The organism is Micromonospora sp. AMSO31t, from assembly GCF_008868175.1.
In the GTDB taxonomy this organism is placed as follows: domain Bacteria; phylum Actinomycetota; class Actinomycetes; order Mycobacteriales; family Micromonosporaceae; genus Micromonospora.
On sequence record NZ_WBKT01000162.1, the window covers coordinates 1 to 13003 of the forward strand.

At 75.3% G+C, this 13003-nt stretch carries 11 protein-coding genes; 6 read left to right on the plus strand and 5 right to left on the minus strand.

Going from position 1 to position 13003, the window contains the following annotated elements; translation table 11 throughout:
* On the plus strand, window positions 1–1123 hold a 1123-nt coding region (locus F8274_RS25625), incomplete at its 5' end, for a hypothetical protein (RefSeq protein WP_225853974.1).
* Window positions 1124–1397: 274 nt separating this feature from the next.
* Window positions 1398–3020 (plus strand): chaperonin GroEL, encoded by a 1623-nt coding sequence (gene groL, locus F8274_RS25630; RefSeq protein ID WP_091317388.1) that lies wholly within the window; start codon window positions 1398–1400, stop codon window positions 3018–3020.
* A gap of 66 nt (window positions 3021–3086) precedes the next feature.
* Here groL and F8274_RS25635 read toward each other — a convergent pair whose 3' ends face one another.
* The 3 genes from F8274_RS25635 to F8274_RS25645 form a co-directional block, all read right to left on the minus strand.
* On the minus strand, window positions 3087–3329 hold the full coding sequence (locus F8274_RS25635) for a hypothetical protein (RefSeq protein WP_151464928.1): 243 nt from the start codon (window positions 3327–3329) through the stop codon (window positions 3087–3089).
* 85 nt (window positions 3330–3414) lie between these two features.
* Window positions 3415–4344, minus strand: coding sequence for a GNAT family N-acetyltransferase (locus F8274_RS25640; RefSeq protein WP_151464929.1), 930 nt, complete (start codon window positions 4342–4344; stop codon window positions 3415–3417).
* Between the two features lie 42 nt (window positions 4345–4386).
* A complete protein-coding gene (locus F8274_RS25645; RefSeq protein ID WP_151464930.1) occupies window positions 4387–6831 on the minus strand; it encodes a S8 family serine peptidase in 2445 nt (814 codons plus the stop codon).
* A 79-nt stretch (window positions 6832–6910) separates the two neighbouring features.
* On the opposite strand from F8274_RS25645, the gene F8274_RS25650 reads away from it, so the two are divergent.
* Together F8274_RS25650 and F8274_RS25655 are read left to right on the plus strand one after the other, a co-directional pair.
* On the plus strand, window positions 6911–8722 hold the full coding sequence (locus F8274_RS25650; RefSeq protein WP_151464935.1) for a glycerol-3-phosphate dehydrogenase/oxidase: 1812 nt from the start codon (window positions 6911–6913) through the stop codon (window positions 8720–8722).
* Window positions 8723–8817: 95 nt separating this feature from the next.
* Entirely contained in the window at window positions 8818–9294 is a 477-nt protein-coding gene (locus F8274_RS25655; RefSeq protein WP_225853975.1) for a hypothetical protein, read from the plus strand.
* A gap of 3 nt (window positions 9295–9297) precedes the next feature.
* Here F8274_RS25655 and F8274_RS25660 read toward each other — a convergent pair whose 3' ends face one another.
* On the minus strand, window positions 9298–10698 hold the full coding sequence (locus F8274_RS25660) for an FAD-binding oxidoreductase (protein WP_151464932.1): 1401 nt from the start codon (window positions 10696–10698) through the stop codon (window positions 9298–9300).
* 58 nt (window positions 10699–10756) lie between these two features.
* On the opposite strand from F8274_RS25660, the gene F8274_RS25665 reads away from it, so the two are divergent.
* Window positions 10757–11086: a DUF4031 domain-containing protein gene (locus F8274_RS25665; RefSeq protein ID WP_192579984.1), complete on the plus strand. Its 330-nt coding sequence runs from the start codon at window positions 10757–10759 to the stop codon at window positions 11084–11086.
* On the opposite strand, the gene F8274_RS25670 is transcribed toward F8274_RS25665, so the two are convergent.
* A complete protein-coding gene (locus F8274_RS25670) occupies window positions 11058–11693 on the minus strand; it encodes a metal-dependent phosphohydrolase (protein WP_151464933.1) in 636 nt (211 codons plus the stop codon). The genes F8274_RS25665 and F8274_RS25670 overlap by 29 nt on opposite strands.
* Before the next feature lie 70 nt (window positions 11694–11763).
* On the opposite strand from F8274_RS25670, the gene F8274_RS25675 reads away from it, so the two are divergent.
* Window positions 11764–13003, plus strand: a 1240-nt coding sequence (locus F8274_RS25675; protein WP_225853976.1) for an aromatic acid exporter family protein, incomplete at its 3' end; no start/stop codon positions are given.

A 13003-nucleotide genomic window follows, 5' to 3' on the forward strand; every position in this document is an offset into this window, starting at 1 on the left:
CGACCTGCGAGCCGGCCCGTCCGCCCCGGCCGGCTCGCAGGTCGGTCCCGGTGGGTTCACCGCACCCGGCCAGCCCGGCGCCGCCGCCCAGCCCGGGGACCCGTACCCGGCCGGGCAGCCCTGGGACCCGTACCCGACCGGGCAGCCCTGGGGCCCCTACCCGGCGTACCCGGCCGGGCCGCCGCAGGGCTGGGCCGGGCCGGCCGGTGGCGCTCCGCTGCCCGGCGCGGCCTACCCCGGCTACCCGCTGCCCGGCCAGCCGTACGGCTGGCACCCGGGTTTCGACCCGCAGGATCCGCTGGTCACCCCGCCGCACGCGGGCGTCGGCGGCTGGTTCAGCCGGTGCGGGGGCGCGCTGCGGCGCGGCTGGCGGCAGCTCCTGCCGATCATGCTGCTCACCCAGACCGTCCCGGCCACGGTGATCGCGGTCATCTCCCTCGCCCTCGCCCCGACGGAGCAGCCGGTCACCGGCGCGGACGGCACGCCGGTGCTGCCCAGCGGCTACTTCGAGCACGTGTTCGCCTTCTACGGCGCGGTGCTCCTCGCCGCCCTGATCTTCGGCCCGCTGCAGAGCGCCGGCTGGGCCGCCGGCACCTGGGTGGTCGCCCGCCAGGCGGCCGGGGAGCCGGTCGGGGTCGGCGCGGCGCTCCGCTACGGTGTGCGACGCGCCCTCGGCCTCTGGGGCTGGACCATCGTGGCCTCGCTGCTGATCACGGTCGGCGCCTGCTTCTGCCTGCTGCCCGGCCTCTACGCGGCGTTCGCATTCGCCCTGTTCGGCCCGATCTACCTGTTCGAGCGGCAGGAGCCGATCGGCCGGGCCTGGCGGATGTTCCACCAGCGGTTCGGCATGGTGCTGGGGCGGGTGGCGCTGGTCATCTGCGTGCTGGTCGCCGCCGCCGTGCTGGACGGCGTGCTGGGGCTGGTCAACCAGCTCGTCTTCGGGGTCGACCCGATGGGCGCGCCGGGCACCGCCGCGGGCGCGGTGACGCTGGCCGTGGTGGGCGCCGTGCTGGCGACACCGGCCTACCTGGCGCAGCTCGTCGGGCTGGTCGCCACCTACGCCGAACAGCGGGCCCACGAAGGCCCGGTGAACGCCGCCCGGCTGGCCGCGGAACTCGGCTGAGCGGGGGCAGCGTGCTTGCACTCGGCTAGGGAGAGTGCTAAACAAGTCATTGGCACTCGCGTACGGTGAGTGCCAATGGTCGGGGCGGTAGGGCCACGGCCGATCCGGTGCCGAGATGGCGCCGGAGCGGCACGGGGCCGGTCGTCGCGGGCTGTCCGGCCCGACCGAGGAGACGTCGTCGTCGCCAGGTGGCGACGTCCCAAGGTGCGTACACCAGACGGCCCATCCGGGGAACCCTCGGGTGGCCCGTGAGTGTCCAGGAGGACAACGCCGTATGGCCAAGATGATCGCGTTCGACGAAGAGGCGCGCCGCGGCCTCGAGCGGGGCATGAACCAGCTCGCCGACGCCGTGAAGGTGACCCTCGGCCCCAAGGGCCGCAACGTCGTGCTCGAGAAGAAGTGGGGTGCCCCCACCATCACCAACGATGGTGTGAGCATCGCCAAGGAGATCGAGCTCGAGGACCCCTACGAGAAGATCGGCGCCGAGCTGGTCAAGGAGGTCGCGAAGAAGACCGACGACGTGGCCGGTGACGGCACGACGACGGCGACCGTCCTGGCCCAGGCCCTGGTCCGTGAGGGCCTGCGCAACGTGGCCGCCGGCGCCAACCCGATGGCCCTGAAGCGGGGCATCGAGGCCGCCGTGGCCAACGTCTCGGAGGAGCTGCTGAAGCTCGCCAAGGACGTGGAGACCAAGGAGCAGATCGCCTCCACCGCCTCCATCTCCGCCGCTGACCCCAGCGTCGGTGAGATCATCGCCGAGGCGATGGACAAGGTGGGCAAGGAAGGCGTCATCACCGTCGAGGAGAGCAACACCTTCGGCCTCGAGCTCGAGCTCACCGAGGGCATGCGCTTCGACAAGGGCTACATCTCCGCCTACTTCATGACCGACCCGGAGCGTATGGAGGCCGTCTTCGACGACCCGTACCTCCTGATCGTCAACAGCAAGATCTCGTCGGTGAAGGACCTGCTCCCGATCCTCGAGAAGGTCATGCAGTCGGGCAAGCCGCTGCTGATCATCTCCGAGGACATCGAGGGCGAGGCCCTGGCGACCCTGGTGGTCAACAAGGTCCGCGGCACCTTCAAGTCGGTCGCCGTCAAGGCGCCGGGCTTCGGTGACCGCCGCAAGGCCATGCTGGCCGACATCGCCATCCTCACCGGTGGTCAGGTCATCAGCGAGGAGGTCGGCCTCAAGCTCGACGCCGTCAGCCTCGACATGCTGGGCCGCGCCCGCAAGGTCGTGGTGACCAAGGACGAGACCACCATCGTCGACGGTGCCGGCGACGCCGACCAGATCCAGGGCCGGGTCAACCAGATCCGGGCCGAGATCGAGAAGAGCGACTCCGACTACGACCGCGAGAAGCTGCAGGAGCGTCTGGCCAAGCTGGCCGGCGGTGTTGCGGTGATCAAGGTCGGCGCGGCCACCGAGGTCGAGCTGAAGGAGCGCAAGCACCGCATCGAGGACGCCGTCCGCAACGCGAAGGCCGCCGTCGAGGAGGGCATCGTCCCGGGTGGTGGCGTCGCGCTGGTGCAGGCCGGCAAGACCGCCTTCGACAAGCTGGACCTGGCCGGCGACGAGGCGACCGGCGCGCAGATCGTCAAGATCGCGCTGGACGCCCCGCTGCGGCAGATCGCCGTCAACGCCGGCCTCGAGGGTGGCGTCGTCGTCGAGCGGGTCCGCAACCTCGACCCGGGTCACGGCCTCAACGCCGCGACCGGCGAGTACGTGGACCTGCTGGCCGCGGGCATCATCGACCCGGCCAAGGTGACGCGTTCCGCGCTGCAGAACGCCGCCTCGATCGCCGCGCTGTTCCTCACCACCGAGGCCGTCGTGGCGGACAAGCCGGAGAAGACCCCGGCCGCCCCGGCTGGCCCGGGTGGCGGGGAGATGGACTTCTGAGTCCAGCTCCACCCAGCACGCCGAAAGGGGGCGGGCCGCGTCAGCGGTCCGCCCCCTTTTGCTGTCTCAGGTCGGCAGTCGACGTTGGTTGCGTCGCTTGTGTGCCCGGTCGTAGGGCGGTGTGAGCCGGATCGGTTCGTCCACCGGTTGCAGTGGTTCCTCGGCCGAGGGCCCGTCCGCCCCGGTCATTTCCGCGAGCTGTTCGGCGTCGCCGAAGTCGAGCCGGTCGAACGGCAGCTGGCCGGGAAGCTCGCCGACCGGTCGCCAGCTCGCCGGCTGGTCGTCGGTCCGTTCGTCGTCCGTGGTCATGCCCGCCTCCTCTAATCCCCGACCGTAGGGGCCGGTCGATGACAGAGGAGGCCGAACGGCATTATTGCCGTCTATGTAACTTTAATTACTTCTGTCCGTTCAGTGCCTTCCGGTACAGGAAGAACACCCGCTCGATCCGCGCGCCAGCGGCCCCCGAGTAGAACGGCACCGGGCCCACCCAGCCGATCTGCGCCGCCCCGAACCCGGCCGCCGCCTGGTCGCGCAGGCAGCGCCGGAGCAGCACCCCGCCGATCCCCGAGCCCTCGGCCGCCGGCGCGGTCCCCATCGGCCCGAACCAGCTCGGCCGCGACGACCCGTACGCGGCGAAGCCGAGGATCTCGCCGTCCCGCTCGGCCAGGTGCGCGCCCGCGTCCGGCCGGCCGACCGAGCCGGCCAGCTCACCGTCCCAGGTGCCACCGAAGGTGGTGCGGGCGAACTCGGCCAGCGCCGGCAGGTCAGCCGGTTCGGCCCGGCGTACGGTCACGCCCCGCCCGGCCAGCCGCTGCTCGGCGGCCTCCGTGGAACGCAGCGCCGCCGAGCCCTCGCCGAGGTCGGCGGTCATGTTCCAGGCCGTCCGGTCCTGGCGGTAGCCCAGCCGCAGCGCGGCGCAGACCGCCGGGGTGTAGCGCACGTCGATGCCGGGCCAGGCGTAGTGCGGCGGGTTCCCGGCCAGCAGCAGCTCGGCCGCGCCGAGCCCGGCGAGCCGGGCCTCCGCCTCCGCCAGCAGCGACCCGCCGAGCCCCTGGCGGCGCTCCTCCGGGGCCACCGCCACGAGGTCCACGTGACCGAGCTGCGGATCGCGCGCGGACAGCGAGCCGACCAGCACCCCGACCAGCGTGCCGCCGCGGACCGCGCCGAGCCGCAGCACCGGCCGGTCGGCCGCCGCGCGGTCGGCGAGGGTGGCCACGATGGCCGGCGCCTCGGCGGCGTCCTCCGGCAGATCCAGGGCGCGGCAGCAGAGGTCGACGACCTCGGCCAGGCGGTCCGGACCCAGCTCGATGATCTCCACGTCCATGGACGCGACCCTAGGTCATCCGCCGGTCAATGGACAGGGTTGTTAACCGAGGTCCGCACCCCGCGCGGCGCGGACCGCCGCGTACGCGTCGACCAGACCCGCGCCGACCAGGTTCCGGGCGCCGCCGCAGGGCGCGCCGGCGGGCGCCCCGGCCGGTGTGGCCGTGTCGGTGAGGATGCGCCGGGTGCGGTCCAGGTCGCCGACCAGCGCCGGGTTGGCCGACCACATGAGCGCCACCACGCCGGCCACCTGCGGGGTCGCCATCGAGGTGCCGTCCAGGGTGGCGTAACCGCCCCCGGGGTACGCCGACGGCACCCCGGCGCCCGGCGCGACCAGGTCCGGCTTGGCGGCGCCCCCGGCCGCCGGCCCCCGGCTGGAGAACTCGGTGAGCCGGCGGGCCCGGTCGACCGCGCCGACCGTGAGCACGTCCGGGTACGGCGCCGGCGGGTCGGCGATCGAGCCGCAGTGCGGGCCGGTGTTGCCGGCGGCGGCCACGACCAGGATGCCGGCCGCGGCCAGCGCGGCGGTCGCCGGGCGCAGCGCCCCCGGGTCGCAGCCCTCGACCGGCGGGCAGCCCCACGAGTTGGTCAGCACGTCCGGGGCCCGGTGCGGCCGCCCGTCGGTGAGCGGATTCCCGCCGGGCGGGAACGGGGCCAGCATGAACTGCAGGCAGTCCAGGTAGCGCGCCGGGCTGCCCAGGTTGCGGTCGAGGTTGACGCAGCCGACCCAGCTCGCGCCCGGGGCCACCCCGATCCCGTTCCGGCCCACCGCGCTGCCCACCGTGTGCGTGCCGTGGCCGCCCCGGTCGGCCGGCGTCGGGCGGTGCTCCCAGGGGTCGTACCAGGAGTCGTCGCCGCCCCGGAATCCGGCGGCCAGGGCCGGGTGCCGGCCGTCCACTCCGGAGTCCGAACTGCCCACGACCACGCCCGCGCCGGTCACGCCCAGCTCCGACCAGACCCGGTCCGCGCCGACCAGCGAGACGTTCCAGGTCGGGCCGGTCGGCGCCGGCACGTCGCCCCGGATCGGGGGCGCCGCCGCCGGCAGCGGGCGCAGCCGCTGGCTGATCAGCACCCGGGCCACCTCCGGCCGGCCGGCGAGCCAGGCCCGGCCCGCCGGCCCGCCGTCCGTCTCGATGGCGTTGACCAGGTAGTACGGCGTCGGATGCAGGCGCAGCCGGTCCAGCTCGCGGCGCAGGTCGCCCTGGCTGCGTTCGGCCGTGGCCACCAACCGCCGGTAGACCTCGGCCGCCCGGGCGTCCCGGCCGGCGCGACCGGGCGCCCCGGCGGGGATTCCGGTGAGGTCGGCCTGCTCGTGGAGCACCACCAGCAGGCGCTCGCCGTGCAGGCCGGGCTGGCCGGGGACGGCGTACACCACGACGAGGGCGGCGAGCACGGCGCCGGCCGTCAGCCCGGCCAGGCCCCGCCGGGGCGCGCGGGCGCGGGGCCGGGCCAGCAGCACGCCGTACCCGACGGCGAGCAGGACCGCGACGGCGAACGCGACGCCCGTCGCGACCGCGACCCAGAACGGGACGTCGCGGGTGGTCGCCAGCAGGACCGTGACCTCCTCCGGGTCGGTGAACGCCAGCGGGCCCAGCAGCGCGAGGCCGACCAGCCAGCGCACCGGCCGGCGCCCGGCCGGCCGGCCGGCGTGCCGGGCCGCCGCCTCCAACGCGCCCAGCACGAAGCCGAGCGGTGGCAGCAGGAGCAGGCCCGGCAGTTGCGCGCCGGACTGACCGGCCCCGGCGCCCAGCAGCGCCAGGGTCACCCCGGCGACCAGCCCGCCGACCAGCACCAGCCGGGCCGGCCGGGGCGGCGCGCCGACCGCGAACGCGGCCCAGAACGCGGGGCCGAGGAGCACGCCGGCGAGCGCGCCGAGCGCGGCGGCGGCCAGGCCGGCGAGCAGGGTCTCCAGGGTGCCGCCCAGCGCGCCCACCCACGCCCAGGGCAGCAGCGAGGCGAGCCCGGCGGCCACCGCCAGCAGCGTCACCGGCCCGAACCGCCCTCCGCGGCCACCGGGACCGGCCGGCGTGCCGGCCGGCACCGGCGGGGTGGACCTGCGGCGGGCCAGCCACCCGAGAGCCAGCGCGCCCAGCGCGGCGGTCGCGGCCAGTGCCGCCAGGTACGCCTCGTGGTGCACCGGCGGCAGCGCGCGGAGCAGGGTCAGCGCGCCGAGCACGAGCGTGCCGGCCAGCCAGGCGCGGCCGGTCGCCCGGATCGCGGGGGAGCGGGGCAGCAGCGCGAGCGCCAGCGTGGGCGCGCCCACCAGCAGCACGGTGACCAGCGCGACCACCGGCCAGACGGCCACCGAACGGTCCAGGCCGGAGACCAGCACCAACTGGTCGACCACCCAGCCGACGAGCTGGCCGGGCACCGTGACCAGCACGGCCCAGACGCCGGTCATCGCCGCGGCGACCACCGGCCACGGCCCGGTGCCGGGGCGAGGGGGAGGGAACGGAGGGACGGGAGCGGTGGGTAGGCCCGGCTGCATGGCCCTCACCGTACGGCGCGGCGGGTGCCTGCCGCCGGAGTGCGGCGCCGGTTACGGTGGACAGGTGCGCGACCCTAACGTGTCCCGATCCGCGGCCGGTCAGCTCTCCGCCGAGCGCCGCGCCGATGACCTGCGCCGACTCCGCGCCGAGCGGTTCGACGTGCTGGTCATCGGCGGTGGCGTGACCGGTGCGGGCGCCGCGCTCGACGCCGCGTCGCGCGGCCTGAAGGTGGCCCTGGTGGAGGCGCGCGACCACGCCGCCGGCACCTCCAGCCGGTCCAGCAAGCTGATCCACGGCGGCCTGCGCTACCTGGAACAGCTGGAGTTCCACCTGGTGCACGAGGCGCTGACCGAGCGCGGGCTGCTCGCCACCCGGCTCGCCCCGCACCTGGTGCGCCCGGTGCCGATCCTGGTCCCGCTGCCCGCCGAGGGCGGGTTGCGCGACCTGCCCCGCCGGCTCTTCCGCCGCTCCTACTACGGAGCCGGCGTCGCCGCCTACGACGTCTTCGCCGGGCTGTTCGGCGGCGGGCGCGGCATGCCGCTGCACCGGCACCTGACCCGGGAGGGCGCCCACCGGATCTTCCCGAGCCTGCGGCCCGACAAGCTGGCCGGCGCGATCCGCTACTACGACGGCCAGGTCGACGACGCCCGCCTGGTGGTGACCCTGGCGCGCACCGCCGCGAGCCTCGGCGCGACCGTGGTGACCAGCGCCCGGGCGGTCGGCCTGATCCGGCAGGCCCGGGAGGTCACCGGGGTACGGGTCCGCGACCTGGAGGCACCGGCCGGCTCGCCGGACGCCGAGTTCGAGGTACACGCCCGCACGGTGATCGCCGCGACCGGCGTGTGGAGCGACGACATGTCCCGGATGCTCAACGACGTCGGGCTGCGCCCCGGCTTCCGGGTCCGGGCCTCCAAGGGCGTGCACCTGGTGGTGCCCCGCTCGGCGATCACCGGTGAGGCCGGCCTGATCCTGCGTACCGCCACGAGCGTGCTGTTCGTCATCCCGTGGGGCGGCCACTGGATCATCGGCACCACCGACACCGACTGGCGGCTGGACCGGTCCCACCCGGCGGCCACCGCCAAGGACATCGACTACCTGCTGGATCGTGTCAACACGGTCCTGGACCGCCCCCTGACCACGGCCGACATCGAGGGCGTCTACGCCGGGCTGCGCCCCCTGCTGGCCGGCGAGGCGGATTCCACCTCGAAGCTCTCCCGGGAGCACGCGGTCATCGAGCCGATGCTCGGGCTGCTGCTGGTGGCCGGCGGCAAGTACACGACCTACCGGGTGATGGCCTCCGACGTGGTCGACCGGGCGGTGCACCGGCTGGGCTGGACCCGCCCGTCGCGCACGGCCGACCTGCCGCTCCTCGGCGCCGACGGGTACGCGGCCATGTGGCGGGACCGGGCCGACCTGGCCCGCCGGCACGGGGTGCCGGTCGGGGTGGTCGAGCACCTGCTGGAGCGCTACGGCACCCTCACCCTCGACCTGCTCGCCCTGGTCGACGCCGATCCGCTGCTCGGGTCCCCGCTGGCCGGCGCACCGGAATACCTGGCCGCCGAGGTGACGTACGCGGCCCGCGCCGAGGGGGCGCTGCACCTGGAGGACGTGCTGACCCGGCGTACCCGGATCTCCATCGAGACCAGCCACCGCGGCCTGGAGTCGGCGGAGCACGCCGCCGAGCTGATGGGTGCGGTGCTGGGTTGGGACGAGGTGACCCGCGCCCGCGAGGTGGCCCACTACCGGGCCCGGGTGGAGGCCGAGCGGCAGTCGCAGCTGATGGCGGACGACGTGGCGGCCGACGCGGCCCGGCTGGGCGCGCCGGACGTGCGGGGCTTCGCGGCGGACCGGGGCAGCGACGGCGACAGCGTGGAACTGCCGTCGCGGTGACCCGCGGGTAACGTCGGTCCGGAGGGTTCCGGGCTTACCTACGGAAGTGTAGGTTTCCCCGCGTGGTTCGCCCATCCTGGTCGCGCGTCCGTGCTGTGTCCGTCGGCGTCCTGCTGGCGGTCGCCCTGTCCGGCTGCTCGCTGTTCGGTCGGGCCGAGGGTGCCACCACACCGGGCAAGGAGAGCGCCGCCCCGCCGACGCCGGACGGGCGGCGGGTCTCGCTGGTGCAGCAGGTCGGGTCGGGCGGGCCGCCGCGCACCCTGGAGGTGGACCCGGCCGGGCGGTGGCAGTGCCGCGACTGCGCGGGCGACGGGGTCGACTCGACCGGTGCGTTCACCCCCGAGCAGACGCAGCGGTTGCAGGGCATGCTCGCCGATCCGGCCCTGGCGCGGGAGACCGACGAGGCCCGGCACTACAAGCAGGGCTGCATCGACGCCCTGACCTCGACCCTGCTCATCCCGCCGGGGCTGACCATCACCATCCAGGACTGTCCGGGCGAGCCGAAGCCGCCGGTGGCCTACCAGGTCCTGCTGCTGATCACCCAGGCCACCCCGGCCGAGGACAAGGGCTGAGCGTCAGCACACCTTGTCGGGGTTGAACAGCCCCGCCGGGTCCAGCGCGGCCCTGATCGCCTGGTGCACGCGGACGCCGACCGGGCCGATCTCGCGGGCCAGCCAGTCCCGCTTGAGCAGGCCGACGCCGTGCTCGCCGGTGCAGGTGCCGCCCAGCTCCAGCCCGAGCCGCATGATCTCGTCGAAGGCCCGCCGGCCGCGCGCCAGGCTGGCCGGGTCGGCCCGGTCGACCACGATGTTCGGGTGCATGTTGCCGTCCCCGGCGTGGCCCACCACGCCGATCGGCACGGCGCACTCCTCGGCGATGCGGGCGACCCCGTCGAGCAGTGCCGCCAGCGCACCCCGCGGCACCGCCACGTCGTCGATGACCAGGCCGCCGTTGCCGCCGGGAAACGCGTCCGCGGCGAACTTCTCCATGGCCGGGTGGGCCAGCCGCCGCGCCTGGAGCAGGGCGGCCGCCTCGGCCGCGTCGGTGGCGGCGTAGACCTCGTCGGCCCCGGCCGCCGTGCACACCTCGGCGAGCCGGGCCAGGTCGTCGGCGGCCCGGGAGCCGGTGTCCACGGCCGCCAGCAGCAGCGCCTGCGCGTCGGTCCGCAGGCCCATCGGCCGGTACGCCTCGATGGCCCGCAGGTGGGTGCGGTCCAGCAGTTCCAGCAGGCTGGGGGTGAGCCCGCGCGCGGCGATCCCGGCGACGGCGGTGCCGGCCGCGGCCGTGGTGGGGAAGACCGCGACCAGGGTCAGCGACTCCTCGGGAGCCGGGCGCAGGGCCACGGTCACCTCGGTGATCACGCCGAGGGTGCCCTCCGAGCCGACGAAGAGCCGGGTCAGGTCGTAGCCGGCGACGCCCTTGGCGGTGCGGCGGCCGGTGCGCAGCACCTCGCCGGAGGCGAGCACCACCTCCAGACCGAGCACGTACTCGGTGGTCACGCCGTACTTCACGCAGCACATCCCACCGGCGTTGGTGGCCACGTTGCCGCCGATGGTGGAGGACTCCCAGGAGCCGGGGTCGGGCGGGTACCAGAGGCCGTGCTCGCGGACCGCCCCGGCCAGCGTCGCGTTGACCACGCCGGGCTGCACCACGGCGATGCGGCTGACCGGGTCGACCTCCAGGATCCGGTCCATCGCCACGGTGCTCAGCACCACCGCGCCGTCCACCGCGTTCGCCGCGCCGGCCAGCCCGGTGCGCGCCCCCTGCGGCACCACCGGTACGCCGTGCCGGGCCGCCGCGCGGACCACCGCCGCCACCCCCGCGGTGTCGCGCGGGCGGACGACCACCAGCGGGGTGCCCGCCTCGCACAGGTCGGCCTCGTCCCGCGCGTGGTTCGCGAGCAGGTCGGGGTCGGTCAGCACGGCGGCGTCACCGAGAGCGGTCCGCAGGTCGTCGAGGAGCGGATGGGCGGCCATGCCGGGAAGGCTAGGTCGTGCCGGCGGGGATGACCAACCGGGCGTACCGTTGGTCGCCATGCTCTACCTGGACCCGCCCGCGGTGCCCTGGCGGGGGCGGCTCTGGTCGCACCTGGTCAGCGATGTCTCGTACGCCGAGCTGCACGCCTTCGCCGAGGCGCTGGGCCTGCCCCGGCGCGGCTTCGACCGGGACCACTACGACCTTCCGGCCGACCGCGTCCCGATGGCCGTCTGGCTGGGCGCCCGACTCGTCCCGTCCCGCGAGATCGTGCGCCTGCTCCGCGCCGCCGACCTGCGCCGCCCCAAGCCCCGCGCGGTCCCCGCCCCCGGCGGTCCGGTGACGCCGCGGGGCCCCGGGATCAGCGCAGGGTCGCGAGTTCCCGGGTGAGGTTGGCGCGGGCCCGGGACTCCCAGCGGGTGCGCGGCTCGGGAAGCCGGTAGAGCGCGGGGAGGGCCAGCAGGCCGGTCAGCACGGCGGCCCGGCCGGCGCGGAAGTCCGGATCGGCGACGTGGGTGTACTCCCGGCGGACCGCGGCGGCGTAGCGGTCGTAGTCGGCGGGCACCGCGGCCAGGATCGCCAGGTCGGCATCGCAGAGCAGGGCCCCGTCCGGGTCGTCCGGCCCGACCGCGTGGCCGGCGGTGAGCAGCACCAGCCGGCGTACCCCGGTGACCGCGTCCGCCGGCAGCCCGGCGGCGGCGAGGAGGTCCCCGCCCAGCTCGGCGCTGGCCCGCTCGTTGGCGTCGCCGCCGGCCCGCGGGTCGTAGACCGCGTCGTGGCACCACGCCGCCAGCCGGACCAGATCCGGGCGGCGGGCCGACCCGGCGTACGCGTCGACCACGTCGAGCACGGCCCGCAGGTGGCTCACCGTGTGGTAGTGCCGGTGCGGCTCCCGCCAGCCGGCCAGCAGCCGTGCCCCGCCCCGCTCGACGGCGGCGGGGTCGGTCGCCCCCGCCGCCCGGGCCGCGTTCCGCCACCGATCGATCAGCTCGTCCACCCCGTGCAGTCTGCACCACCCGGGTGCCGAGGATTCAGCGCAGGCGGGACGGGTAGTCCCGGCCATGGCCGTGGCCCGGGACCGACGACCGCCGTTCTTCCGGCGTACCGCGCTGCGCCAGGGACTGGTCGACGTCGACGGGGCTCGGATCTCCGAGGCCGTGGAGCAGCTCCGGCACCGGAGCAGGGCCACCCTGCACGACCGGCTGCACCGGGTGCGCACGGCGGGCGGCCTGGCGGTCCAGGCGGGTCTCGCGGCCGGGCTGGCCTACCTGGTCTCCCATGTGCTGCTGAAGAATCCGCAGCCGGTGTTCGCGCCGATCTCGGCGGTGGGCACCCTGGCCGCCTCGGTCGGCCAGCGGTTTCGCCGGACCGTCGAGCTGATCCTCGGGGTGGCGGTCGGGGTCTTCGTCGGCGACCTGCTCATCTACTTCCTCGGCACCGGCGCCTGGCAGCTCGGCCTGGTGGTCACGGCGGCGATCCTGCTGACCGTCTTCGCCGGGGCGAGCGTCGCCATCGTGATCCAGGCGGCGGCCACCGCGGTGCTGATCGTGACGCTGAGCCCGTCGACGCAGAACCTGGAGATCCCCCGCTTCGTCGACGCCTTCATCGGCGGCGGCATCGCGCTGCTGGTCACCGCGATCCTGCTGCCACTCAACCCGCTCCGCGTGATCAACCGAGCGGCCCGGCCGGCGCTGGACCTGCTCGCCGGGCAGCTGGACATCTGCGCGGAGGCGCTGCGCAGCAGGGACCGGGGGACGGCCCAGCAGGCGCTGTTCCGGCTCCGGGAGAACAAGGAGGAGCTGGCCGCGCTGTCCGAGGCCATCGAGGGCGCCAGGGAGACCGCCACCATCTCGCCGGCCCGCTGGCACCGGCGGGACGAGCTGACCCACTACGCCGAGGCGGCGGAGCCGATCGACCGGGCCATGCGGAACAGCGGCACGCTCATCCGCCGCTCCGTCACCATGATCGAGGACGAGGAGCCGATCCCGGAGCCGATGCCCGACTCGATCGCCCACCTGGCCGAGTCGGTCCGCCTGCTGCGGCACGAGTTCGCCGTCGGCGAGGAGCCGGAGAAGGCCCGGGAACGGTCGCTACGCGCGGTCAGCGAGGCCGGCCGGGCGTACGCCGAGGGGGTGGGATTCTCCGGCAGCGTGGTGATCGCCCAGGTGCGGACCACGGCGAGCGACCTCCTGGTGGCCTCCGGCATCGACCAGGAGGACGCCAACCGCCTGGTCCGCCAGTCGTTCGGCGACCGGGAGCAGCGCTCCGGCGAAATCACCGAGCAGGAACCCGGCCCCAAACCCCCCA

Bases quoted from the DNA above. Each gene is read 5' to 3' on its own strand.
- F8274_RS25635 (WP_151464928.1), bottom strand. From the start codon at position 3,329: ATGACCACGGACGACGAACGGACCGACGACCAGCCGGCGAGCTGGCGA.
- groL (WP_091317388.1), top strand. From the start codon at position 1,398: ATGGCCAAGATGATCGCGTTCGACGAAGAGGCGCGCCGCGGCCTCGAG.
- F8274_RS25645 (WP_151464930.1), bottom strand. From the start codon at position 6,831: ATGCAGCCGGGCCTACCCACCGCTCCCGTCCCTCCGTTCCCTCCCCCT.
- F8274_RS25660 (WP_151464932.1), bottom strand. From the start codon at position 10,698: ATGGCCGCCCATCCGCTCCTCGACGACCTGCGGACCGCTCTCGGTGAC.
- F8274_RS25665 (WP_192579984.1), top strand. From the start codon at position 10,757: ATGCTCTACCTGGACCCGCCCGCGGTGCCCTGGCGGGGGCGGCTCTGG.
- F8274_RS25640 (WP_151464929.1), bottom strand. From the start codon at position 4,344: ATGGACGTGGAGATCATCGAGCTGGGTCCGGACCGCCTGGCCGAGGTC.